Source organism: Colwellia polaris (assembly GCF_002104515.1).
In the GTDB taxonomy this organism is placed as follows: Bacteria; Pseudomonadota; Gammaproteobacteria; order Enterobacterales; family Alteromonadaceae; genus Cognaticolwellia; species Cognaticolwellia polaris.
In genome coordinates this window covers 668894-692962 of sequence record NZ_NBOE01000001.1, presented here as the reverse complement: position 1 = coordinate 692962, position 24069 = coordinate 668894, and the positions used below count along the sequence as shown (strand labels likewise).

The 24069-nt window shown below is 36.3% G+C and carries 27 protein-coding genes; 3 read left to right on the top strand and 24 right to left on the bottom strand.

The features are described from left to right. The first annotated feature begins 14 nt into the window (after positions 1–14). Positions 15–959 (top strand): hypothetical protein, encoded by a 945-nt coding sequence (locus B6A32_RS03140; protein WP_085301251.1) that lies wholly within the window; start codon positions 15–17, stop codon positions 957–959. A 7-nt stretch (positions 960–966) separates the two neighbouring features. Here the strand turns inward: B6A32_RS03140 and B6A32_RS03135 are convergent, their stop codons facing one another. Next, positions 967–4263 carry an ATP-binding protein gene (locus B6A32_RS03135; RefSeq protein WP_085301250.1) on the bottom strand — a complete coding sequence of 1099 codons (3297 nt, stop codon included), beginning with the start codon at positions 4261–4263 and terminating at the stop codon, positions 967–969. A 600-nt stretch (positions 4264–4863) separates the two neighbouring features. Between B6A32_RS03135 and B6A32_RS03125 the strand changes: the two genes are divergently transcribed. Continuing rightward, positions 4864–5625 (top strand): type I phosphoribosyltransferase, encoded by a 762-nt coding sequence (locus B6A32_RS03125; protein WP_085301249.1) that lies wholly within the window; start codon positions 4864–4866, stop codon positions 5623–5625. Positions 5626–5906: 281 nt separating this feature from the next. Here the strand turns inward: B6A32_RS03125 and B6A32_RS03120 are convergent, their stop codons facing one another. After that, a complete protein-coding gene (locus B6A32_RS03120; protein WP_143327861.1) occupies positions 5907–7574 on the bottom strand; it encodes an LA2681 family HEPN domain-containing protein in 1668 nt (555 codons plus the stop codon). Here B6A32_RS03120 and B6A32_RS03115 point away from each other — a divergent pair. Next, a complete protein-coding gene (locus tag B6A32_RS03115; RefSeq protein ID WP_233131305.1) occupies positions 7567–7749 on the top strand; it encodes a heparan-alpha-glucosaminide N-acetyltransferase domain-containing protein in 183 nt (60 codons plus the stop codon). The two genes, B6A32_RS03120 and B6A32_RS03115, sit on opposite strands and share 8 nt — an antisense overlap. A gap of 144 nt (positions 7750–7893) precedes the next feature. On the opposite strand, the gene B6A32_RS03110 is transcribed toward B6A32_RS03115, so the two are convergent. The 22 genes from B6A32_RS03110 to B6A32_RS03005 form a co-directional block, all read right to left on the bottom strand. Next, a complete protein-coding gene (locus B6A32_RS03110; RefSeq protein ID WP_085301246.1) occupies positions 7894–9240 on the bottom strand; it encodes an FAD-binding oxidoreductase in 1347 nt (448 codons plus the stop codon). Positions 9241–9284: 44 nt separating this feature from the next. After that, positions 9285–10196: an SDR family NAD(P)-dependent oxidoreductase gene (locus B6A32_RS03105; RefSeq protein ID WP_143327860.1), complete on the bottom strand. Its 912-nt coding sequence runs from the start codon at positions 10194–10196 to the stop codon at positions 9285–9287. A gap of 273 nt (positions 10197–10469) precedes the next feature. Then, complete coding sequence (gene fliE / locus B6A32_RS03100; RefSeq protein WP_085301244.1) at positions 10470–10793, bottom strand: flagellar hook-basal body complex protein FliE; 324 nt, start codon at positions 10791–10793, stop codon at positions 10470–10472. A gap of 153 nt (positions 10794–10946) precedes the next feature. After that, entirely contained in the window at positions 10947–11579 is a 633-nt protein-coding gene (locus B6A32_RS03095) for a CBS domain-containing protein (RefSeq protein ID WP_085301243.1), read from the bottom strand. Between the two features lie 208 nt (positions 11580–11787). Continuing rightward, positions 11788–12753 (bottom strand): protease modulator HflC, encoded by a 966-nt coding sequence (hflC, locus tag B6A32_RS03090; protein WP_085301242.1) that lies wholly within the window; start codon positions 12751–12753, stop codon positions 11788–11790. After that, on the bottom strand, positions 12753–13001 hold the full coding sequence (locus tag B6A32_RS03085) for an SPFH domain-containing protein (protein ID WP_085301241.1): 249 nt from the start codon (positions 12999–13001) through the stop codon (positions 12753–12755). The genes hflC and B6A32_RS03085 overlap by 1 nt, the downstream gene beginning before the upstream one ends. Positions 13002–13051: 50 nt before the next feature. After that, entirely contained in the window at positions 13052–13690 is a 639-nt protein-coding gene (locus tag B6A32_RS03080) for a methyltransferase family protein (protein WP_085301240.1), read from the bottom strand. Positions 13691–13897: 207 nt separating this feature from the next. Further along, positions 13898–14170 carry a DUF5676 family membrane protein gene (locus B6A32_RS03075; RefSeq protein ID WP_085301239.1) on the bottom strand — a complete coding sequence of 91 codons (273 nt, stop codon included), beginning with the start codon at positions 14168–14170 and terminating at the stop codon, positions 13898–13900. After that, positions 14160–14468: a YHS domain-containing protein gene (locus B6A32_RS03070; RefSeq protein WP_085301238.1), complete on the bottom strand. Its 309-nt coding sequence runs from the start codon at positions 14466–14468 to the stop codon at positions 14160–14162. Before B6A32_RS03070 ends, B6A32_RS03075 begins: the two co-directional genes overlap by 11 nt. Before the next feature lie 75 nt (positions 14469–14543). Further along, complete coding sequence (locus B6A32_RS03065; protein ID WP_085301237.1) at positions 14544–14894, bottom strand: hypothetical protein; 351 nt, start codon at positions 14892–14894, stop codon at positions 14544–14546. Between the two features lie 34 nt (positions 14895–14928). Beyond that, on the bottom strand, positions 14929–15300 hold the full coding sequence (locus B6A32_RS03060; RefSeq protein WP_085301236.1) for a hypothetical protein: 372 nt from the start codon (positions 15298–15300) through the stop codon (positions 14929–14931). A 25-nt stretch (positions 15301–15325) separates the two neighbouring features. Beyond that, the gene (locus B6A32_RS03055) at positions 15326–15691 is read right to left on the bottom strand and encodes a cupredoxin domain-containing protein (protein WP_085301235.1); all 366 of its coding nucleotides are present in this window, start codon (positions 15689–15691) and stop codon (positions 15326–15328) included. Between the two features lie 15 nt (positions 15692–15706). Then, positions 15707–17971, bottom strand: a complete 2265-nt coding sequence (locus B6A32_RS03050) for a heavy metal translocating P-type ATPase (protein ID WP_085301234.1) — start codon at positions 17969–17971, stop codon at positions 15707–15709. A gap of 14 nt (positions 17972–17985) precedes the next feature. Further along, positions 17986–18219: a cation transporter gene (locus B6A32_RS03045; RefSeq protein ID WP_085301233.1), complete on the bottom strand. Its 234-nt coding sequence runs from the start codon at positions 18217–18219 to the stop codon at positions 17986–17988. Beyond that, positions 18212–18646, bottom strand: a complete 435-nt coding sequence (locus tag B6A32_RS03040; RefSeq protein ID WP_085301232.1) for a MerR family transcriptional regulator — start codon at positions 18644–18646, stop codon at positions 18212–18214. The genes B6A32_RS03045 and B6A32_RS03040 overlap by 8 nt, the downstream gene beginning before the upstream one ends. A gap of 272 nt (positions 18647–18918) precedes the next feature. Continuing rightward, entirely contained in the window at positions 18919–19464 is a 546-nt protein-coding gene (locus B6A32_RS03035; protein ID WP_085301231.1) for a c-type cytochrome, read from the bottom strand. An 11-nt stretch (positions 19465–19475) separates the two neighbouring features. Continuing rightward, positions 19476–20666 carry a hypothetical protein gene (locus tag B6A32_RS03030; RefSeq protein WP_085301230.1) on the bottom strand — a complete coding sequence of 397 codons (1191 nt, stop codon included), beginning with the start codon at positions 20664–20666 and terminating at the stop codon, positions 19476–19478. Between the two features lie 203 nt (positions 20667–20869). Beyond that, positions 20870–21283: a hypothetical protein gene (locus tag B6A32_RS03025; RefSeq protein ID WP_085301229.1), complete on the bottom strand. Its 414-nt coding sequence runs from the start codon at positions 21281–21283 to the stop codon at positions 20870–20872. A gap of 193 nt (positions 21284–21476) precedes the next feature. Beyond that, on the bottom strand, positions 21477–22295 hold the full coding sequence (locus B6A32_RS03020) for a formyltransferase family protein (RefSeq protein ID WP_085301228.1): 819 nt from the start codon (positions 22293–22295) through the stop codon (positions 21477–21479). A gap of 164 nt (positions 22296–22459) precedes the next feature. Next, on the bottom strand, positions 22460–22963 hold the full coding sequence (locus B6A32_RS03015) for a YybH family protein (RefSeq protein ID WP_085301227.1): 504 nt from the start codon (positions 22961–22963) through the stop codon (positions 22460–22462). A gap of 34 nt (positions 22964–22997) precedes the next feature. Then, the gene (locus B6A32_RS03010) at positions 22998–23483 is read right to left on the bottom strand and encodes a YybH family protein (protein ID WP_085301226.1); all 486 of its coding nucleotides are present in this window, start codon (positions 23481–23483) and stop codon (positions 22998–23000) included. A 25-nt stretch (positions 23484–23508) separates the two neighbouring features. Beyond that, positions 23509–24042 (bottom strand): c-type cytochrome, encoded by a 534-nt coding sequence (locus B6A32_RS03005; protein WP_085301225.1) that lies wholly within the window; start codon positions 24040–24042, stop codon positions 23509–23511. Positions 24043–24069: the final 27 nt, after the last annotated feature.

The following is a 24069-nucleotide window of genomic DNA, read 5'->3' as shown; positions in this document are numbered from 1 at the left end:
AATAAAGGCTAGCAGTGAAGTTTATTGGTGTTGTAGTTATTTTAATATTGATTTTTTCTGAAATGGCTTCGGCTGAACAAGTACAATTCAATAAATCAGATGTCGATAATTATGTACAATTTAACTATCGATGGATTGATCAGGCGCAACAAAAGCAATCGCTAAGTTTTGCTATTGATAAAACAATGATATTTGATCGTTTTAGAAACTTTCGAAATTATGATGCGATTTACGCAAAAAAGTATGTTGATAAAAAGATTAGACAGTCATTGATAAAGTCCCCTATTCCAGGCGTAACTGTTAATTTTCTTGGTTATGGCGATAATTTACAAATAGAGTTGAAGGGAAAAAACCAAGCAGATATTGATAAAGCATATGCAACTATTGCTCAACTCGAAAAAGATTTCATGCTAGAGCAACTAGATAAAAGCTATTACACCCAATTTATGTCATTCAACAATCAGCTAGCCATCAAACCCGATCATGTACGTTTCGCGCTAGCATCTATAGCTGATTTTTCGGCGCTTAAAGAGATAATTCTAGATAAATTTCCAGAGCAAAATATCAGAGAAGTTACTAATTATGTGCTTGGTTTTGTGCAAAGTATTCCATATTCAACTTTAGAGTCTAGAACAACTTCAACAGGTGCTGGCTTTAATCCTCCTTTGCAAACGCTTTGGCAAAACCAAGGAGATTGCGATAGTAAGGTTACCCTCATTGCGGCTATTTATAGAGCCTTAATGCCACGCATTAAAATGATGCTGGTTTTTATTGATAACCATGCATTACTTGCCATGGAAATTGAGCCTAAAGCCGATGAAATAACCATTACGGTTGATAATGTAAATTATATTTTGCTTGAGCCTACCGGCCCAGCATTGATGAAAATGGGCGAAATATCAGCAGACTCAGAATTTGCCATTCGCAATGGCCGTTATTATGCTGAGCCTTTTCAGTAATAATAAGTTAGCCAGTAACGAGCGATAAAATACTTTCTCGAAGTGCATTTAAACTAATTGGCTTAGCAATGTGTAAATTCATACCTGCGGTTAAACATTGTTGCTTGTCTTCTTCACGTGCATGGGCTGTCATAGCAATAATAGGTAATTGGCCATATTGAGGTTGAGCGCGTATATGTTGAGTGGCCGTTAAACCATCCATAACGGGCATTTGAATGTCCATTAAAACAATATCAAATACTTGTAACGCTAATGTGTCGAGTGCCTCTTGCCCATTTTGAGCAATAACTACTTTTGCCTGCATTGACTCTAATAACTTAATAGCAACGAGTTGATTAACTAAGTTATCTTCTACTAACAGGACCTTAATTCCAGCTAAATCGTTAATATTTGGCTTAATAATTTCTGGTTTATTAATTTTTGCTGTTTTATCTTCATTCATTACCAAGGGTTTTAGTGCTTTAGCTATTTTAGGAATAACTTGTCGATACAAAGGCATTTCAAGTAATAAATAATGAATATTGTGTTGCGTTAGTTGTTCAAGAAGTGCCGTTGAAATAATACTACCTGTAGGTTGGCATAAGGCGAGCAAAGTTAGATTGTTGAGCATTAGCTTCAGATCTTTATCTTTAAAGCCTTGCGGATAATCACTACTATCAACGAATAGTACTTTCGTGGTTGTATCTGTCTCAGTAACTAAACATTCGAGACTAGCAACGTCGATAATTTTTTGTGAAATATCTGCAAAGTTTTCACACAACGCCTTCGGTAACTCAACGCCAAAATTAATAACCGTGCAGGTTGAAAAACTCGAGGTAAACTTAGTTAAACATTGCTCTGAATAGTCACCATGACAATGAGCAACATGGGTTTCACTCAAAGGCAGCGCCAAAATAAACTCAGCCCCTTGTCCAAGATCACTTTCTATAGATATTTCTCCGCCTAACAAATGCGCTATATGCTGACAAATTGATAAACCAAGCCCAGTACCACCATAAACCCGTGTCATTGATTCATCGGCCTGTTTAAATGCTTCAAACAAACCAGCATGCTTTGATTTTTCTATGCCAATACCGGTATCTTTGACCCGAAATAAAATCGCGACATTATTGGCGTCGGTTTGCTCGGTTATAACAGAAGATAATGATACGCTAAGCGTTACTTTACCCTGCTCAGTAAATTTAATTGCATTATTTAGTAGATTACTTAGCACTTGTACCAAACGCATAATATCGGTGTGAATGTTTAATGGTACTTGGCTATCTATGGCAACATGTAAACTTAAGTCTTTGCCCGCAAGTGCGGCAATATTTAGGTTAATAGCTTGCGATACAATACTTTCCAGCTCTATTAGTTCTTGATGAACCGACATATTGCCTGATTCAACTTTTGCTGAATCAAGCAGTTCGTTTACTAAGTAAAGCAGCGTTTGTGAAGCCGTTTGTGCATTACCTAAATACTGCTCTTGCACTGAATTTAGTCGGCTCTGTTGTAATAAATAAAACATACCTTGAATCGCATTAATCGGCGTACGAATTTCATGGCTCATATTGGCTAAAAATTGACTTTTAATTTGGTTAGCTTCTTCTGCTTGGTTTTTCGCACGCTTTAAAGCTTGGTTAATTTTAAACTGTTGACTAACATCTCGAATTAAAACAATACTGCCGAGCAATTCATTATGTTGCCCGTAAAAAGGTGCATGATAAACTTCGTAGGTATGTAGCTCTGTCGACACTGTTTTATGAGTAGCTGGTGCAACTTGGCTTTCTCCAAGACTTTGCGCAACCTCTTCACTAATATCACTCGTAATAAAATCATAAATATTACCGCCAAGAATATCGGCCTCTTTTTGTAACACTAGTTGCTCAACCGCCTGATTACAGCCAATTAACAGGCCTTGTTGATCATGAAAAAGAATATAATCCGGAATTGCATCCATTACCGAACGAAGCAAAGCATAGTCTCGCTGGTGCTGCTCACTTTTATGATATAGGGCTTGAGTTTTTTCTTTAACGCGCAAATCTAATTCATTATTCTGATCTTTCAAACGTTGCATTAAACTACGGTTTTCACCAAATAAATCTTCTACAATTTTAAACCAGTGCCGCCATTCTTTTGAGGGTTTTATTTTTCCTGGATCTCCTTCAGAGCAATGTTCAATATGATTTATAAATTTTTTAGATGGGGCAATAAATGATCGGTAAGTAAAATAGTAAACAACCACTAGCAAACTAAAGAAACCTAAAAACACCCATGCAAAAATAGTAATAAAGCGTTGGTTAATCACAGAAAAAAAACGTTCTTCCTTTTGATATTCCAGCAAAATCCAGTCATTAATAGGCAATTTTTTTCTTTGCACTACCCAATTATCAACCGTAGTGCTTTCGGGCATATTTACTAACGTTTGGTAAGTAAACTCATTTAATTTTTCCGGCGCAGCATCACTGAAAGCGGTATGCGCATTAAGGGTTAAATTAGCATTATTTTTGTGAAGTAATACATAACTATGTTTATCAATAATAATATAACCATGATCCTGATCGGTTACTTGGGGTAAATAGTGATATAGCCCCGCTGTATTAATATCAATTAGCAGTGCCCCTTTCATCTCATTGTTTAAATACACGCCCATGCCTAGTGCCGCATTTAAGCCTTTTCCCGCTGTATCAACATAAGGCTGAGACCAAAACGTTTCATCTTGGTATTTTGAGGATTTTATTTCTAACATTAAATCATTGGTTAAACTCTGATCGCTATATTGCCAAATACTTCTAGGAACCCAAGGGTATAAATTAACAAACCGGCGAACTGAAATATAATACAACCAGTTAGCCGCTTTAATTGACTCTTGCGCCGTAACAAATGCAGGGGTTAAAGCATTAGCCATAATCAACTCATTTTTAAATGATTGATTAAACACATCAATACGACCAACCCCGGTAATATTTCCGGTCATAACACGATTGTTCGTCATAAGATTTTGACGATTTTTCAGTTGATAAAAATACTTACCCTCTTGTTTAAGCGCAGGCACTGTATCGGGTAATTCTTCAGGAAAGCGTAAGTAATACTCTGCTAAATCTCGAATACCACTGAGGGTTTCTACTGTACTGGTAAGTTTATTGTTTAGCTGAGTACTATATTTGCTCATTTGAGCTAATGAAATGTCGCGGTGCTCTTCTCGAGCAACATAGTAATTATAAAAGGTAATAATAAATGTGAGCAGCATAATGCCTGAAAAAATCACGATCACTGATTTATTGTAGTGCTGAAAAATTCGCTCTTTTGAGTTTTCTGCTAACACTGAGAAGCCTTAGTGGTGTTAATTAAAACCGAATACGCCAATATTACATATTAGCTTAAGTGATATGTTGCAATTATTAACACTTAAATGAAAGGCTTAATAATAAAACAAAGTTGCTACAGAGGATAGTAGTGAAAGGTTAGCGCTGAGACACTAACCTTGCACTTTTTCTATTAACGACAAATAACTACGAGCGTCGAAAACGGTGTAATTATAAATTTTCTTCAGCAAAAGAAGCTAATCGACTGCGAACAACACCATTTAAATTAATATTACTACTACCTGGAAAGTCTTTAAAGCGCTCTACTATATATGTTAGTCCTGAAGTAACCGCCGTTACCCCATTCTTCAGTTGTTACTGCGACCTCATTCTATAAAAATAAATTAAATTGTTACCCCTAGATAATGATCGCCAGATAATTATTAACAAGTATGATAATAACATTTAAATTTCATTGAATTAATCATAGCAAATAAACTCACCAATAGATATTTGAAGCCGAAGGCTGGGATATAATAAAATGGAGAATTAAAGCAATTTCAAATTCGTCCATAAATAGTTAAACTACCTTTTTAAAATATTAAACATCGAGGCTGTAATTGGGACTTGTAGTACAGGGAAATGTAGTCAAAGTTGATCATAATAATAAGGAATGGTTAAAGACAACTCCGCATGGTAACCCAACAAAAGAAAATATTGAAGAGCTTACAGTTTATTCTTTATTTAAAAGATTATTGGCTTCGCGTAAATCTAGAAAAAAACATCGTAATAAAATTCCCGGAGATAACTGCCCAATAATCTATGCTTTAAAAGGCAAGGATAATTTAACGACAGATATAACAAGTATAAAAAAACTTCGTGAGAGCTGTGAAGAAATTGTAAATACATTTCAGGATAATGAGCCAAATGGTTACGACTTGATAATTTCTATGCCTTCATCACACAACATTAGTCTTATTATTAGCAAACGTTTAGCAAATACTTTTGCAGCGCATCACTCGTCCGATTTTTTACGTAAATTGACTATTGATGAAGCGTATAATTTACTTGATAGAGCTGATGTAAGCGTTGAAGAGCATAAAGCATTATCCTTTAGATTGAGAAAGCAAAGACAGGAAAGTGGTTTCGGCGGTTGCTTTTCACTTAAAGGAATTCCCGTATCTTTTAGAAGTGAATTCCCACCATTATGTTTAGATAACGTAGGTTCGGTGCAAGGTCAACCTCAGCGAATTTTATTGGTTGATGATTTATTGGCAACAGGTACAACATTAATAACAGCCCATAACTTAGTGCAACAAATGTTTCCTCAGGCTATAATTCATGGCGCTAGCTTAATAAGTTCATCTGCTAAACGAACTTGACGATTAGATTAATTAAGCTCATAATAGTCAATATAGAGTGTGCTTGAGTCTCCCCGCTCTTAAAATCCAGACGAGACCCGCGTAAGCACCTTGCTGAAGGTCGGTCTGTAAAAGACGAGTATTTGGCAGGTTAGGCAGCGGCTAACCCTTCAACTTTCTGTTGTCGTAAAAGTAACTATAGGAGAGCTTATTGCTCTCCTTTGTTCTTTCTGAACCTTCAGAAATGGTTATTCCCTAACGCACTTATCGGTTTCTGTTAGGTATGTTCTAGCAACATTTCACTATGTCTCACCTAGATCTAATTCGTCATCATCAAACGTAAAATCCTGTCTCAATAACGCATTGGGAATATATATTCCATCGTCCTTTTTCTCTTTTATTGCCTTATCTCGAACTGCAAATACAAATGAGAAAATAGCTGAACGCGTTAACTGTAATAATCGTTTAACGTAGGTAATAAATTCATCTTCACTTATAAATACGACTTTGCTAAGCAATTCATAAGATGAATATACATCTCCCGGTTTGTCTTGTTTATGAACAACGACAAACTCATGCTCTAAATCGTTTCTTAGTTGTTTCAAGAAGTGCCACTCGCCATCTTTTCTGTCATTCAAATCGGTAGCAATACTATATAATGCCAATAATCCCGGACTTTTTATTTTATCGAATAGTGCCCTTCTATCACTCCTATCTAGTTGCCAAAAACTTTGAAACGATACTGTCCCGCTTGGTGGATAAACATTATATAGCTCACACACTGCCACACCAATTTTATCAAGGATGCCAAAACAAGAGCGAAAGGCTGTCCTCAATCGTTCAACATCAATACCCAACAACTCATCGTTGAATAACTCGGAAAAACAAGACTCATGCAGTAAATCCAGATTTTCTTCAGACGTTTGGTATTCATAAAAAAGATGTCGTGCAAAAGAAAACTCAGATTTCAGGCGATTAAGTACCATTTCCATCGGTATGACAAAATCCCCTGCGATACCATCAGTTGTTGGTATTGTAAGGTTATCTCTAGCGCTACCATAGCAAGCACAATAGAGGCCATGCTCTGATAGCGTAAGTTTACTATCTAAACAGAAACGCCGATATTCACTGAGGGATTCATACTCTTCTTGTGTGAGTTTTTCATCATGTGGGTCAGGGCTAATATTAAGCTCTTTGCAAAGCTCTTCTATTTTTTTTTGGTGAAATTCAACCTGACTTTGGTAATACTTAATCCAACTTGGCGGGACTTCATTAGACGTAAGCACATTATCATAACCTTTTTTAATTTGAGTCAGCATTTGAATTGAGCCAGTATTGGATATCTCATTTAGCATCAACAATGTCTCAGAGCAATTCAACCAAGCTTGAGGTATATCCAAGTTAAGAAGTGTTACTTGATCATAACACTCCAGTGCTTCTACAACACGAAACTGCCTTTTTAGGCTGTTACCTAAATTTACTAAAAAAGTCGGTTCAACATTCTCACTGTTATTATGTTGAAATCTGATTGCTCTCCATAAGTCAGTTTTAATACTTACAAGTTTATCAATAGTGGAAAATGAATTTTTAAACGGATTAGGTTCTTCAATTAAAGCAGATTTTGCATTGCTAAGATTGTAGTAATAGTTATCTTCACCTATGTAGCCTATAACCTGTTCTTTATTATCATTTAAGATATCGAAGCCCACTTTTGCCGCATCCATGCATGGCATCATCATCCCAATATCAATAAACAAACTGGCAAGATTAGCAATTGAAGCTAGGTAAACATCTTCTTGTTCTGAGATATCTTCAACAATTTGTTGAAGCTCCTTAACTCCAAATAATGCATCATCAAATTGCCCCAATCGAATTAACTGCGACAAATGGTTTAACTGAGCGTTTATTTCGTTTACCTTTATCATCCTTGTCCCCCTATTTCCTTGGTTAGGTGTAATTTTATTGGGCATATCATTCGCCCATACTCAATGGCTAAATCACGACATTTTTAAATTGAATAATTTTAAGAATGAAAAATTAATACGACGAATAACTTGGCCAGGTAAACACAGTTTAGTTATTTATCTAATCCATCAACCCTTATTGTTTTCTCTACTAGCACCGATATATTGGTGGTTAAACTAGCAAAAATGATTGTTTGTTAAGTGGATTAATTGCCCTGGTGTTATAACCACCCAAGTCAAAGGCTTTGCTGCGAGTACAAATAATGCAATATAGTTTTACGAGTTAAGTTATCGATAACAATAGACTATTCCGCAGTTTTAGCCTCTACTTGGACAAAACGCCACTAAATAAATTTAGTGGATCATATAATAATTTGATTTGCTGGAGTCTTTCAAAATGATCTCCGAAATAGCACTTGCTTTCATCCAGCTCAATGTCTTCATAATTTTGATAAGCATACCCATTAAAAAAAGGAATTAGTGCCTGATAACTCTCACTCACCCAGTCTTTGATAAAATCAGGAACAAAATCTCCTGAATATAATCCTGTAACACTACAAATATACTGAGAATCACGATGAATAAACGCTGTACTTAAACTATCAATTTTATTTATTTTTCCACCTAGTGGATCTAACATGATCCCCCCAGAAGAACATGGACATCGTTCATTTAAATCTATTATCAATTTGATGAGTTTGTCCGTTAGAGGGCCTTCTATAAAACCGTGTTTCCAATAAATAGCTACACCTTCTTGATAATGTGCAGACTGTAGATCTAAATAGGGTCTAATTTTAATGTCTGATGTCAAAGGTTTAGCCCAGCTTAAAAGTTTATTAAAAATTTTCTCACTTTTTTGCACGTTGCCCAAATAGAATCCAAATACAGAGATAATAGGGTTGGAGTGCTGATCTCTGGAGGTAAATATATACAAGAATAAATCATCAGTAGCGTCTGACATAAGCTTTTGGTAGTTTTTTAGAATTAAGCTACCTGAATGAATTGGCCAACTAATCGTTCCTCCGAATATCAATTCAGGCATAGGGTGAAGTCGATAATCTACTTGAGTAATGACGCCAAATTGATTACTGCCAGCCCCCCTCAAAGCCCAAAACAAGTCTTGATGACAATTTTGATTGACCTTTATTAAATCCCCTGTTGTGGTGAGCATTTCAAATTGCACTACGTTGTCACAGGTAAGTCCATATTTTCTCGATAAAAAGCCTATACCGCCACCCAATGTTGCACCTACAGCACCTACAGAGTGACAAGTCCCAAGTGGTAAGGCGAGACCATGTTCTTGAGTTGCCTTGTCTAAATCTTGATTAAGTACACCAGCACCAACACTCGCTATATTTAAATCTTGATCAATACTGATAGATTTCAAAGCACTCATATCAATAGCGACCCCACCTTCTTTCAGACAGCTCCCCCAAATACTATGCCCTCCTCCTTTTATACTGACAGCCATACGGTGTTTCAACGAGAATTCTATAGTATGACGAATATCAGTAACATCATGGACAACTACAAGCATAAAAGGGGCTTTATGAATTGCTCGGTTGAATAACTTACACAAGTCTTGATATTGATCGTCTGTGGCTAACAACACATCACCTGAAATATTTTTTTTAAACTTTTCAATATCCGATAAAAATATCTTATTGGTCATAACAACCCGCCTTGATAGTTTCGCAAATAGCAGTTAAAAGAGACTTAGTTTTCATTTTTATTTCGCCAATATGAGTGATGCTTTACGTCATAAATATCCCACATATTTTGACTAAACTCGTTTACATTTACCGTCAACAATAACCATTTAAGAAAATCTGCAACCAAACTAGGTGCCAATAATTTATTTTCTTTAAATAATTGTGATATTGTTTCAATCATTGGAAGTTCGTTTGGATCAGCCTGCCTGATTTGTTCTTGCATTGGTGTATCCACCATCCCAGGTGAAACAAGACCAAAAGCAACTTGATTTACAGGAAACTCTGTTTTAAAACACTCGTATACCATTTGCTGCCCTGCTTTACTAACGCAATAGCTGCTTGCACCAGAAACTGGATGAATGATTGTTTCGCTAGTTATAAAAAGCACTCTACTATTATTAAATTTACTTAATAATAATTGGGTTAAGAAAAAAGGCGCTTCAACATTTATCTGCTGAGACTGTCGCCAATCATCGAGTTTGACGTTTTTAATACTATTTAACGGATGAATGGTTGCAGCAGCATGCACTAAATAGTCAATATGCGAATATTTAGAAAGAGTTGATATAACTTCCTTCCGTCCCTCAGGAGAAGCTAGATCGGCCTCAATAGTTAACACTTTTTTTGGAAAAAGTTCTTGTAATTGAGATAGTCTATTACCGCGCCTACCAATAGCGATAACTTGTATACTCAGCTCGTTTAGCAGCAAAGTTTTAGATAGCTGAAGCCCTATACCTGAACCAGCACCAGTGATTACTATAATTTTTGACATATCCTTTTCCTTATTTACACTAAGAACTTGACCTATATTTATTGTGTGTGAAAAGAAATCCACAAGCTTGTGATGATTGGCATAATCATCCACAAAACCTTCTCCCCGCCCCTTTTCAAAAATAGTGACATCATCAGCTAACAAGGACTTTGTTTTTTTCTTATGACCTTTTTTAAATTGCTTTATGAAATTGGCTGATAACTTTTCCTACATGAGTTTTTATCCCTGAGTTTTCATGATAAATGGACTTGGATAAACATCGGGAATTTGCAAACTAGGCAGCTATTCCATAGGATATCCCAGAATTTGCGTTTAATACTAGCAAAGGTAAAGTCCTTTCGGATATATTGTTCATTCATAAGACACTTAAAACTAAGTAATGAATAATGAACTTCTTAGTTTCAATACTAAGCAGAATCAAACAGGCATACTCATGATCTCTTTGTAACCTTCAATTGCCTTATTTCTAATTTGAATAGTCGCATCTGAACCTATACCAGCTTTAGATCTTGCAATCATTACATCTGCTAACGTTACACTTCTATCCCCTAATTCAAATGCTGTAGTTTTCTTTCCTGCATCTTTATGTAAATCATTTACAGTATTGAGAGCGTTTGACAATAAATCACCAAAATTATTGGTTGTTTTGTTAACAATATTATCGTTATTCTGTGGCTTTGCTATGGCTTCAAGAGACATGCTCTGCATCTGGGCCAAAAGGGAATTATTTATGGTGGTCATGATTATTTCTCAGGTGTCAATATGTCGTCATAGGTCCTTCTGTTCTTGCAACTACAATGCCAACAACAAATTTAAACCCTTAAAAATCAACAGCCAAGGTGTGAGTAAAACCCACCTTTCATTATTATCGCAAACAATAAAGAGTAATAATATTTAAACCCAAAACTCCATTTGCTCATTTTTGATAATTACTCTCAAAATATCACTTCGAGTTATTAACCCTAATAATTGATGTTTTTCATCGACTATTGGAAGTGCCCCAATGTGTTGATTAAACATTACTTGGCAAATTTCATTAATACTTGTATCCGCAGAAGCAGTAATGACATCATTAACCATTATTTGAGAAACAGGATCCGTAGCATTTTTTGTAGAAATTACTTGTTCATTAAAATTAGTATTTGCAAGCATATCTCTATCTGAAACAATTCCTATGATCTGACTAGTTCGATTAACCACTGGAAAATGACGAAAGCGATAATCTTGAAACTTAACACGCGCTTCTGAGATTAAAGTTCCCTCAAATAATGTAACTACCGGAGATGACATAAAATCATTAGCGTTATTTACTGATTGACGTTCCTTATTGGAAATATTGTGATAAGCAGTGTTTACAACTTTCCTCTTTTGGTCATTTATTTCTAGGTTCTGAATACTACTTTCTTCCATATCTATAACTTTTGTGATTTTGTTTAATGCTGTTAACGGTTTTACTCTTTGCTTTTCCAACAACTTATCTGTTCTAGCAGGAACAGCTAAACCTTGGCTAAAAATCCAATAGGTCATAGTTTATAATCTCCATGGTCCAGTAAAATAGGCAATATTTATCCCTTGCCTTGACAGGCAAGGGTTTTAGCTGTGTTTCTACAAGGTTGTTACCTGCTAATATTTTAGTTCGTCCAGCTCTTCCAAAAAAGTAACCTGTGAACAATATAATCGTTTGATAGTCGATATTTATAGGCCATTATTTTCCTTACTCTTAAATTGAATACAACTAATCAATCTTCTGTTTTTGATTGTTAACTCCGTTTAACAAACGATAAATATCACTATCTGTCGTTAACATCAAGGTTGTCTTTTCATCAATGATATCTTGATAAATTTCAAGTATTTGTACAAATTCATAGAGTTCACGTGCTGAATTGTTTTTGTTATAGGCTTTGGCATAAATTCCGGTTGCCAATGCATCAGCATCCCCTTTGATTTCTTCAGTTTTCCTGTATGCTTCCGACTCTATTTGTTGCAACTCTTTTTGCTTACTACCTATTATTCGGGCGGCTTCTCCAGCGCCTTCTGAACGAAACCTTTCTGCAATTTGTTGACGTTCACTAATCATACGAGAATAAATTTTTTGACGTACACTCTCATTATAATTAATACGCTTAAAACGAATATCCATAAGTTCAATACCAAACTCACTCAACTTGTTAGATGCTGCGGAAAAAATATCTTCTTCAATTTGACGTCTTCCACGACTAATTGGTAATAACTTACCAATACTCGCATTTGCCAGGAGAGGATCTATCGAAGCTTTTCTTTCTTTAGTAGTACGAATGATTTCAATCAGCTCATGTTTAGCAACTGCATTACGAGTTTCACTGCCGAGAATGTCCTCTAATCTAGATTGTGCACTGCGTTCATCTCTTAGCCTTAAGAAAAATTGTAGAGGATCTTTAATACGCCAACGACCAAAGGTATCAACCGTTATATAAAGCTTATCTTTCGTTGGCATATCATTTGCCGACCCATCCCATAAAAGAATCCGTTTTTCAATGCTATTGATTTTTTGGATAAAAGGGAGCTTAATCTTCAGCCCAGCAGCATCAATAACCCCACCAATAGGTTTACCAAACTGTGTAATTATGATTTGTTCTGTTTCACCCACTTTATAGAGTGATTCATATCCTAAAATTATTAGTGGAAATAATATGAAAGCGGCTAGATATTTAATCTTATTCATTATTCAATTCCTTTAGCCGTTGAAAGAGGTAATAAAGGTAATACCGATGCAACTTTCGTATCAATTACTATTTTATTTTCTATTCTAGGCAAAACTTGCCTCATTGTTTCTAGGTAAAGTCGCCTTTTGGTAACTTCGGGCGCTTTCTCGTACTCAGATAATAAAGCGATGAACTTTGCAGTATCCCCTTTAGCTTCGTTGACTCTTTGAATTGCATAGCCCTCAGAAGAGCGAATGGCCTGATCCACCAGTAGTGACTAATACTGGTGAAATGGCTCTTCAACCTCCACTTTCGTATTTATTTTGATTGAGCGATAAAAGACTTCCATTGCGATAAGCGAGGGATAAACATCGGTACTCGTTTTTGATGTTCTATATATTCCTCACCAAATTCTTTTATTACCGCTAATTCCTCGCGTTTGGACAGTCGGTAATAGATAAAGATGATAACCGGTAGTAATCCGACAGAAAAAAGTGTTGGCCAATGCACCACGCCTTCACCAAACAATGCAATAAATAACCCCGTGTATTGTGGATGCCGTGCCAAGGCATAAAGTCCATCAGTCACCAATTTATTTTCTTGTCTGGCTCGGTGTACCTGACGCCAGCCTTGAAAAAATATACCGATGCCAATGAATAGTAATATGTAGCCCAAAATCATTGAGATCATCATGCCTGTTTCACCCATCCCCACCAAAGAAGACCACAGATTGGCATTGAGACCGGTTTTGTCGAGACCACCAAAACGCGCTAGTAAGTAAATCGTTAATGGAAATCCATACATTTCTGCATATAGCGCAATAATAAAAGCTTGTACCACTCCTGCCCCTGCCCATTCGTGCCAAGACGTAGGGGCCAAATATTTATACATATACCATGAGACAAGCACGATCATGATCAGCGCTAGTACCCACATCCCTGAATGTGAAATTTCCATTATTAATCCTTAAGTTACAATTTTTTAACCTGCGGGTGCTTTATTACAACAACTCGCCACGTGCTCAGCGTTACCGTTTAAATTTTGAACGGTAAATTTATAGTAGTCTTCTTTAAGTTGATTCCATCAATCATCAGCAATATCAGATCACTTACACCAACGCTGAGTTTCATGGCAGTCAGATTAAAAACCTCCACTTTAGCTGAATTACTCTTTGGCCAATTTAACTTTATGGCCAAAATAGTTATATAACGGTACCCAAATTAACGCGATGTACCATCCGTACGCATAGCTTTCAGCCGCACCTAAAAGAAAGCTGCGCCATGATATCCACGTAAAGCCGGGTAAGAGCTTTAACCAGACAGTGTACATCGCCTGTTCTGGAAGAATGAGATCGAATACCACGCAGATTATAAAACTCATTAGCAAAAACAAACTGGTAGCATTGCCAAAAGCAAAAAGAGAAATTTTATGCTTCATTTTTGTGCTCCTCTTTAACAATAAATTTATTAGGCTTTTTGCTTAGTTGTTCAATATTATTATCAAACTCATCTAAACAAGATTTGGAACAAAATCGAAACAACTTACCATCGACCAATTCACCATAACCTTCGTTGTCAGCTACAACTTTTCCACAGACTGGATCCATAAAAACATCATTATTTGATTTTTTTTCTTCTGCCTTGTGATGGCCATGAACCATATGTGAGCCACAACCAAAGCGCATCAGAAAATAAAATAATACAGCGTAAACCAGTAACGACAATAAACCTTCCATAATGAGTATCCTAATTGCTTCTGTTAAGTAAAAAAACGTGATATTTAATTACCTACATCACGCAGCGGTGCACTTTTATTTATTTAATTGCACCATATCAAACTTTTTAATTGTGCCGGACAAAACTGAAACTTTAGCGAAGTGTTCATCTATAATTTCATCGATTATAATTTGTCCTTTTTCAACTTTACGAAAAAAATCGGCACCGTCTTCATTATCATCATTCATAGCAAATCGGTAAGTATTTAAAATTTGTCCCACTTTTGCACCGTCATCAAATCCAACACAGACAACAATATTATCTGGTGATGCAGAAACTACTTGACCACGCATTAGATATCGGTGTGATAAATCACTATTTGCACATCCTGTGAGCACTAGAAAAAATACTGTTAGTGCAAAATTTTGAAATGTTTTTATTAACATAAGTAATTCCTTATTAAGTTATTTTGGCTAGGTACTAACGCTTTCTTTTAGTCGAACTTGGTGGTGCTTTATGACAACTCCAAGGTTCATGTTCAAAATTATCTTTAACGTTTTGATCACAATATTTGTAATAGCCCTCTTTAGTATGCGTCCACCAATCGTTGTGAATATCCACTCCATGTTTTCTAATAACATTTTCAATACCATCAAGGTTCAAATTCGCCGCATCATAGGCTAAGTGAATGGTCCTCTCTTTTCGATTGAAGGAAACCTCGTCTAAGCCAAACAGGTGATCTATTTCGGCAATTAACCCATCGATGTTTTCATCTGTTACCTTGGTAAGCCTAAGATTTCTAACCACTAGGTTATTTTCTCTAACGCCAACTCTATGATCTAAATCAGTCATAATAATTTCCTCTAAAAGTGTTTATTTATTTAACAACCAAGGTACCGCTATACATTTTCATTTGACAATGAAAAGCATATTCACCTTTTTTCAAGAGCGGTAACTGGACAGCAAAGGTTTTATTTAGTGGTAAATCGGCACTTATTTCTAATTCAGGAAACAGCACGGTTGCCGCACAAGGACTGGCATCTTTACGGACAAAGTTTATCTGTAATGCTTTATTTTCAAGCAAAGAAATATGCGCAGGTTGATAAATTCCGTCTTCAACAACAACGGTTATTTCACTATTATCCTGCTCATCGCTCACTTGAGTTGATTGCGCTTGGTATAACCAAAACCACCAAACAATTAACACGATTAAGCCTAAGCCAATTAAATTAATTATTAACATATTGAACCCCTTATATTAATGCTCTTTGGGTTTAAAAAAACGTAAACGGTTGGCGTTACTGACCACAGTTAATGATGAAAATGCCATGGCAGCACCTGCAATAACCGGGCTGAGTAACAAACCAAAAAATGGGTATAAAATCCCTGCTGCAAATGGAACCCCTGCAACGTTATAAATAAATGCACCAAACAGGTTTTGTTTGATATTTCTAAGCGTGGCTTTACTGACAGCTATTGCATCAGCTAAGCCATGAAGTGATCCTCTCATCAAGGTGATATCAGCACTTTCAATTGCCACATCGGTTCCAGTACCAATGGCGAATCCAACATTGGCCAATGCCAATGCTGGGGCATCATTAATACCATCTCCTGTCATACCAACGATTTCATTTTGGGCTTGTAATTCCGCCACTTTATTTGACTTATCTTCTGGAAGTACCTCAGCAAACACTTCTTTTATACCGACTTTTTTTGCTACTGCATTTGCAGTAGCTCTATTATCGCCAGTAAGCATAACTACTCTGATACCACTACTTTGTAGCCTTTTGATTGCTTCAATAGAGTCTTCTTTGATTGGATCAGATACAGCTATAATTGCTGCAAGTTTATTATCTATAGCGAGGTACATTGGTGTCTTAGCTTCATCAGCTAACTTTTGTGCTTTTGAGACAAATTCTCCTAAAAACACGCCTTTTTTAAACATCAACTTTTGATTACCGAAGAGTAAATGATGATCTTCAAGTTTTGCCTCTATACCGTGTCCAGCTATAGCTTGAAAATCACTTATATCTTCAGGATCGATCTCTTGTGCTATCGCGGAATCAACGATAGCCTGTGCAAGTGGATGTTCAGATCTGCTTTCAATACTAGAGGCTATCGTTAAGATATATTTTTCTGTATAGGATTTATCAGCAACGAGAATGTCGGTTACCGTAGGAGAACCCTCTGTAATAGTCCCCGTTTTATCGAGAATCATCGCGGTAATTTTTGATGCTGTTTGTAACGCTTCTCCATTTCTAATCAAAACTCCAGCTTCGGCAGCCTTACCTACACCGACCATCACTGACATTGGTGTAGCCAAACCTAAAGCACAAGGGCAGGCAATAATCAGAACCGTGGTTGCAGAGACAATCGCAAAGGCTAACGCGGGATCAGGACCGAAGTTAAGCCATACCAAAGCGCTAACAATAGAGATGATCATAACAACAGGCACGAAATAGGCAGATATAGCATCTGCTAAGCGCCCAATTGGTGGCTTAGAGTTTTGTGCTCTTTTCACCATATTAATAATTTGTGCTAACGCAGTATCTTTACCTACTCTTGTCGCTTTAAAAAGAATTGAACCCGTCTTATTTAATGTTCCTGCAACGATCTCATCTTCTTCTTCTTTTGCGACAGGCATAGGCTCCCCTGTTAACATGGACTCATCTATCGAGGTGTGCCCCTCAATGACTAGGCCATCTACAGGAATTTTTTCTCCTGGGCGTACTCGAACAATGTCATTTAATAAAACTTGCTCAATAGCAATATCAACTTCTTTCTTATCACGAACTACTCGTGCTGTTTTTGCTTGTAACCCAATTAAACGCTTAATTGCTTCGCTTGTTCTTCCTCGCGCTTTTACTTCTAATGCTAACCCTAAATCAATCAATCCGATGATCATTGCAGTAGCTTCAAAATAAACATGCCTTGCCATTTCAGGAACAGCCATGGGAAAGAAAACAACTACCATAGAATAAATCCATGCAGTACCTGTTCCCAGAGCAATTAACGTATCCATATTTGCACTATGATTTACAAAAGATTTCCAAGCACCAACATAAAAATGCTTACCTGCAAAATACATAATGGCTGCACATAAGATCCCTATAAATAACCAAATACCACGTTCCAACGTAGTTTCAACAGTCATTGGGCCACCTGCAATACTATAAATCATCAACGGTACGCCAAGGCCCAAGGCTATCCACATTTTTCTCATTAAACTTGTATAGTATTTTTGGTCTGCAATCTCCTTCTCATCTAATAGTTCATCATCACTTGTATCTTCTGCACTCCTTGCGTTGTAACCTATTGATTCTATGGCTTGCACAAGATCCTCTGAATCAACTTCTCCATCAACAACAACAGTCCTCAATGCAAAGTTCATCTGAGCATTATCTACGCCATCAATACGCTTCAATGCTGTTTCAATCTTGGCGACACAACTTGCACAGCTAGCGCCCTCAATAATCAGCTCTTGGCTATTTTTATGGCCAGTGCTGTCCTTTGGTTTATTCATAGTTATCTCCTTTTTCACGCGTTTTCTGCGTTATAACCAAGTGTTTCGATGGCTTTTATAAGCACTTCAGAAGCTACTTCTCCAGTTACCGATACAGTTCGCAAAGCAAAATTCATTTCTGAACTATCGACGCCATTAATGCTCTTTAGCGCCGCTTCAATCTTACCGACGCAACTTCCGCAGCCAGCACCTTCAATGATCAGCTCTTGATTATTCTGCTTGTCAGTTATGTTCGCTGATTTATTCATTATTTACTCCTATTTGCGCATCATCTCGAATATCACCTTCGATGAGGTGGCAGATCATATGCCCAGTCGGTGTTTTATCTGGCTTGTTTTGCCAATCATTAATGGCACTTTTCAGTTTTTTTCTTAAGCGTAGTGCGGCTTGAAACTGTTTTTCGGTTTCAGCAAGCCGATACTCAATAATTTTTCTCACTAATGGGCAAGCGGTATGCCCTTTGTCAGCCTCAACTAAAATATCTTTGATCTCTGCGACTGAAAAATCTAATTGTCTAGCACTTAAAATAAACTTAAGTCTTTGTTGAGCTTGTTTACCGTAAATTTTATAGCCATTTCCAGCACTTTTTATCGGCATAATTAGTCTAACTTTAGTGTAGTACCTCACCGTATCAGGTGTTGTATTCAAAGTTCTTGCTAGTTCTGTTACTTTCATTACACATGCCCTTATTCTTAATATGCAAACACAGCATTTTTTAAAATTATACTTAACTTACACCTATGCCTTAGACACAGGTCAAGTAGTCATCTGCAAATACTATTCTTTGTTAACAAAAATTTTGAAAGTTAATCACTAACAATTGACATCGTTTCATTATCTTCAAAAAAACAACATTAGGATTTAAATATCAAATAATTAAATGACGGCAATATAAATAGCATGGCGTATAATGCCGTCAAAAAATCATCCATTGAGCTTCGGTTATGCTATTGTTTTAAGAATTCAATAATTGCCGCGATATCTTCTTTAGTCATTGGATATTTAGGCATAGCAGAAGCGGCATTATTAAATTTAGGATCGATTAATTTTTGCAATACAAATGCCTCACCTTTATCTGAAATAACATCATCTAAAACAGGACCCAGCGTACCGCCTTCTCCTTTAAGCTGATGACAGCCCTGACATCCAAATTGTGTGACTAATTCAGCACCTGTCCTCTTAGGGGCATCCGCACTTTCATGACTTGGGGTATTTCGCACATCAGCAGTTAAGGTACTCGCTAGAAAAGCTTCTACTGCCAATGATTCCTTACCGGTCATATGTGCTTTCGCACGCATGTGAGGTATAACAACAGACCATTCTTTTTTAGAATACTCTTCTGCGGGACGCGCATTGTGGCAACGAGCACAATTTTCACCATAAACTTTGGCACCTTTCGCTACTAATGATGCATCGCTTAAATGTTGTGCAGGCACTGAAAATGCGCTGATGGTTAACGTAATCAATGGTAATAATAATTTAACTAATTTCATGAGTGTGCTCCTTAAAAGCCAAACGCTAATTGTAAAAATACGCGATCATCGACTATTCCACCGTGACCGGCACCTTCGTTATCGATAGAAGTACTTTCAGCTCCCAACTTTAACACTGCACTTGGCTCTAGCCAGTAATTGATACCGTAATATATACGGCTCCCCATTTTGCCTGCATCTTCTTCAAAATCATGGCCAATGCTGCCATCAAAGTCTGACTCAATATCAGAGTAGCGAACAACTAACTCAATAGGGTTTAACCAAGCTTTACCTAGTTGACGTGCCTGCCAAGTACCTTGGATATACCAGCCATTTTTGTCAAAGTCTTTTACCCATTCTTCCCCGTGCTCTCCTTCTACTTCTGCCTCAGTCTCACCTTCGGTTTCTGCGGTAGAGCCAAAAATCTCACCCCGGACACTGGCATAACTGCCAACCCAGTTAAAATCAATGTTATAAGCGCTATAGTTTAAATCACCGTCATCACTGTACTCGCCAGTATAATAAGAAATACCAATTTCCCATTCAGGCAAAAATGCATAAGCTACACGACCACCAAAGGCCATACTGTCATTGTTGTCGCCTTTTTTAACTTCCATTTCGACGCCACCACCATGATCACCTTCTTCTTGGCGTGGTCCACTTACTGTGTAAAAGTCCGTAAATATTCGACCTGCATCCCCCATGTTCCACGTATTAGCGATACTAATACCCGTATCACCTAGGATACTCGTAATGCCACCTAATGAGCCATTACCACCGTGACCACCATAAAGACCGGGGTTACTAACTGCTTTATTGATCCAGCTAGGATGTAAATTAGCTCCAAACTGGCCAAAAGGTAATAAAAATTTACCCGCTGTAATGATAGTATTATCGTTAAGAAAGTAATGCATGTTAGCGTATTCAAGTTCTGTTTCAGTTTCACCTTCTTCATTGGTACTAAATTCAATTTCTGCTTCTATATGAATTTTTTCAGAAAGTTGAAACAAGAAAATCGGAACAAATCGTGCAACGACATTATTTTGAATATCGTTGCCTTCTTCATCTTTCATGTTGCCTTGACTGATATAAGTAACATCGCCATAACCAGCAATCGCTAAACGACCAATATCCAAAGAAGAGTTTTCTTGTGCATTAACAGTTGTCATCAATGACATTGAGAGGGCTGCTGTTACAGCCGATTGGAGAAGTACCTTTTTCATGGTATCACCTTAGTATTTTGTTATAGCGAGAGGAACTTCTCTACGCTTAATAAATTAAAGAAATGTTTTTTAAATACGAGTTGTAGAGCATGAAAGTAACTTCTAATTTGCTAGATGAGGTCAATCAACATTACAAATTATTGCTCTAAACTTTTATGGGATTACAGATTAAGTGAGCGAAAAACAGGCACACTTATCCTGTATTAGCTTGTTGTAGGAGGTCGATATGGATTGGAATTTGGTTGGGATATAAGATGTCGATTTAAATTAGCGAGTACTTTTGAGAGAAAAGGGAAATAGTCTGTTATCTTTGAATCTTGCAAAAGTGATGAATTTGTTTGTCCGGTAATATTTTGCACACAATCACAATCTACGCACTTACAATCATCCATTGCTGCTGATTCATGTTCATTATGGGTTTTATTTATTTGTTCACTGTTGCCATGATGATCATTTTTTTGATCATGGTCATGAATTTTTACTCTTGTAGTAGAGGTATATAATGCAGAAGAAGTCATCGCCATTTCGGGACATATATGAATAGCTTTAGCAAACACTTGCCCGTTAACAGACAAATATATGATAATTAAAAATAGCCAATTCAACCGAAATAACATTAAATTAGTAACCCTTTAAAAACTCCAATACTAATATTATATTGTTTCTAAAATAAAAACCTTGATTGAAATCAACTTTAAATCAAGGTTTTTAGCACAAAGTCATTATTTTGATTGCTCGTTTATGTCCATTTTATTCTTACAATATACTATTTAAAATATCATGCAGACCCTATCGATTATGATGTTCTCATCACATAGGCATCGAAAATATAGATTTTTTATGTATACATATGATCCCATCTAAAGCATTAACAGCCAATAAACTGTCATCTTCAAAAGCTACATATCCAGGTATTAAATTATGTTTATAATCTATAATTTCTAGATGAGAAGTAACCCATAATTCCTGATCTAACTTTACAATTAGCCCTAGATGACCAAAGCACCTCATTTGATTTTTGATATCATTAATTGGTGAGTTCCAATCCAAAACCCTCTTGGATACATCAATTTTTGACCAATATGAATACTCAATTTGAGGTTTGGCAGACTTATAATACTCATCAATATTCTCAAAAAAAATCCTCAGTAACTTTACTGACTCAATGTGCATCTTTATCATTAAAGTGGTTAAACTTTCATCTGTTGATTGTGGTACTTGGGACTGTAATATTATGTCTCCAGAATCAAAGTTTTCACTAATTTTATGTATAGTCACACCTGAATATTCAGGCGCTCTTATTAAGTAAGGTAATGGGGTTGGACCTCTACCTTCAGGTAATAATGTTGGGTGTATATTAATTGCATATTTTACCTTTGTAACAGGGACTAAATAAGAATATTCTGCAACTATGAACATCTCGGTTCCTTGTGAAATCAATTGATTTAGTTCACTTAAGCTAGGCTTGTGGCTATGCAAAGGAATGCAATTATTTTCACATAACCTATCTATTATAGATGAGTCATGTGTAGAGCTATTTTTATACACTCTCAGTATTTGATGACCTTCTTCCAGCAAATATTTTAAGCATGAGGAAAATAAATTATTCCCTAAGTAAACAATTTTCATAAGCTACTTTTATTGTTAAATCAAAACGCCTGAAAAATATAGATATGATTGTTATTTAAATCATATCTATAAACTTTGACACTATTTAAATTTTTAAAGAAAATAAAACCACTAAAAAGTAATAATTAATTGCATCAATTTCTTTGAGGTGAAATACATACCGATTAATGCTGATGCTCTTTCTTAGGTTTGTAATCACGCCCCGAAGAGTGACTATGAACAACTTTCCATTCACCATCTATTTTTCGAAATAAAAACGTTTGATAACCACTTTTATCAAGTTCACGGTCACTTTTTTTCAATTTAGCTTTAAAACGTGTATTAGCAATAGCCCAGGCAAAGGATTTATCATCTCCTTCAAAATGAACTTCAATATCGGTAAAGTCCAGCGTCATATATTCCATAGCGCCTTTTTCTGGCTCAACATGATGAGTAACTAGGGAATCTAAACCTTTATTTTGACCGCCCGACTCAATATAACGAGCACCATTGAAATCTAAAAAGTTTTGTCTAAAAGGCATTCCATCGCCATTTTCCCAACCGTATTTAATGCTTGCGATAATATCAGTGATTGCTTTTTTATCTTTATTACTATGGTCATTGTCATCATGTGCTATTGATGTAAAGCTAATAACGAGTGTTAATAGTGCGATAATGTATTTATTCATTTTTTAAACCTTTTTTATAATGATTGAATTTACGTTAGTGTGACCAATGAATATGAGAAATCTTCCATTTCCCACCTTCTTTTAGAAGGACCATTGTTTCCATTCCTTCTTTGTTTATATAACTACCTTTGAATTGTCCTGTTGATCTAGTACGAGAAACTGAATAAGCCATATCCCCAACCAGTGTCACGTTATGTTCAAGTACTTCAGTGTAAAGTTTTGCCGCATATTTCATATCAGAAAGCATATGATGATTTGCGTATTCATCCGCAGATTTTTCAACTTTACCGCCCTCAAATATGGTCACATTGTCGTCCAATAAATATCGAGCTTTATTCTTATTACCTAACTTGATTGCTTTATGAAACTGAGTAACAATTTTTCCAGGATCCGTTTCTGCTCCCGAACCTTTTAGGTAAGTTCTATGCTTACTGCTTGCATTGTTGTGAGCAAATGTCACTGGGCTAATAACCCAAGCTAAAAACGAAAATGCAACTAATGTAATTGGAATAATTTTCATATAATAATTCTCTTTTATCCGTTTTTTATTCTACTGCTGTAAGTACTTGATATTGCTCTGGAGTCAATGTTGGTAGCCTCTTAATAAATGCCACCATTGCCCAGATACGTTCATCGTCGTGAGTTTTCCCCCAAGCTGGCATTCCTGATGCTTTAATCCCATGTTTGATCACCCAAAAATTTTTACGATCACTTTGTGTTTCATCACCGTGCTCATGACCTTCATGGCTTTGGGCTGCAATGGTTAAATTAGGTGGGGCTGGGTATAAACCCACACTCATATCACTTTCTGTTTGCCCTGGTTTTAAGTGGCAACTTGAACACATAAAGTTATAGTCAACTCCGCCACTAAGGAGTAATTCAGGATCCTCTAAATCAGGTACTTCAATATTTTTAGAGGCTTGCTGAATTGAATTTTCACGAGTTTGTTCAAGAAGCCAATAAGTCAGAGCACTATGTGGTTCATCAGCCGCGACATTAACGACTCCAGAGTAAATAACAGCTCCAGCAGCAATTGCAGCAATTAGTGTTAGTAATATTAATAATTTTAAACTTTTCATTTTTGTTCTCTCTTAGTGAAGTCTCCT

Excerpts from the sequence above, each read along its gene's own strand:
- B6A32_RS03120 (WP_143327861.1), bottom strand. The coding sequence starts at position 7,574 with ATGCCCAATAAAATTACACCTAACCAAGGAAATAGGGGGACAAGGATG.
- B6A32_RS03110 (WP_085301246.1), bottom strand. The coding sequence starts at position 9,240 with ATGACCAATAAGATATTTTTATCGGATATTGAAAAGTTTAAAAAAAAT.
- fliE (WP_085301244.1), bottom strand. The coding sequence starts at position 10,793 with ATGACCACCATAAATAATTCCCTTTTGGCCCAGATGCAGAGCATGTCT.
- B6A32_RS03095 (WP_085301243.1), bottom strand. The coding sequence starts at position 11,579 with ATGACCTATTGGATTTTTAGCCAAGGTTTAGCTGTTCCTGCTAGAACA.
- hflC (WP_085301242.1), bottom strand. The coding sequence starts at position 12,753 with ATGAATAAGATTAAATATCTAGCCGCTTTCATATTATTTCCACTAATA.
- B6A32_RS03080 (WP_085301240.1), bottom strand. The coding sequence starts at position 13,690 with ATGGAAATTTCACATTCAGGGATGTGGGTACTAGCGCTGATCATGATC.
- B6A32_RS03075 (WP_085301239.1), bottom strand. The coding sequence starts at position 14,170 with ATGAAGCATAAAATTTCTCTTTTTGCTTTTGGCAATGCTACCAGTTTG.
- B6A32_RS03070 (WP_085301238.1), bottom strand. The coding sequence starts at position 14,468 with ATGGAAGGTTTATTGTCGTTACTGGTTTACGCTGTATTATTTTATTTT.
- B6A32_RS03065 (WP_085301237.1), bottom strand. The coding sequence starts at position 14,894 with ATGTTAATAAAAACATTTCAAAATTTTGCACTAACAGTATTTTTTCTA.
- B6A32_RS03060 (WP_085301236.1), bottom strand. The coding sequence starts at position 15,300 with ATGACTGATTTAGATCATAGAGTTGGCGTTAGAGAAAATAACCTAGTG.
- B6A32_RS03055 (WP_085301235.1), bottom strand. The coding sequence starts at position 15,691 with ATGTTAATAATTAATTTAATTGGCTTAGGCTTAATCGTGTTAATTGTT.
- B6A32_RS03050 (WP_085301234.1), bottom strand. The coding sequence starts at position 17,971 with ATGAATAAACCAAAGGACAGCACTGGCCATAAAAATAGCCAAGAGCTG.
- B6A32_RS03045 (WP_085301233.1), bottom strand. The coding sequence starts at position 18,219 with ATGAATAAATCAGCGAACATAACTGACAAGCAGAATAATCAAGAGCTG.
- B6A32_RS03040 (WP_085301232.1), bottom strand. The coding sequence starts at position 18,646 with ATGAAAGTAACAGAACTAGCAAGAACTTTGAATACAACACCTGATACG.
- B6A32_RS03035 (WP_085301231.1), bottom strand. The coding sequence starts at position 19,464 with ATGAAATTAGTTAAATTATTATTACCATTGATTACGTTAACCATCAGC.
- B6A32_RS03030 (WP_085301230.1), bottom strand. The coding sequence starts at position 20,666 with ATGAAAAAGGTACTTCTCCAATCGGCTGTAACAGCAGCCCTCTCAATG.
- B6A32_RS03025 (WP_085301229.1), bottom strand. The coding sequence starts at position 21,283 with ATGTTATTTCGGTTGAATTGGCTATTTTTAATTATCATATATTTGTCT.
- B6A32_RS03020 (WP_085301228.1), bottom strand. The coding sequence starts at position 22,295 with ATGAAAATTGTTTACTTAGGGAATAATTTATTTTCCTCATGCTTAAAA.
- B6A32_RS03015 (WP_085301227.1), bottom strand. The coding sequence starts at position 22,963 with ATGAATAAATACATTATCGCACTATTAACACTCGTTATTAGCTTTACA.
- B6A32_RS03010 (WP_085301226.1), bottom strand. The coding sequence starts at position 23,483 with ATGAAAATTATTCCAATTACATTAGTTGCATTTTCGTTTTTAGCTTGG.
- B6A32_RS03005 (WP_085301225.1), bottom strand. The coding sequence starts at position 24,042 with ATGAAAAGTTTAAAATTATTAATATTACTAACACTAATTGCTGCAATT.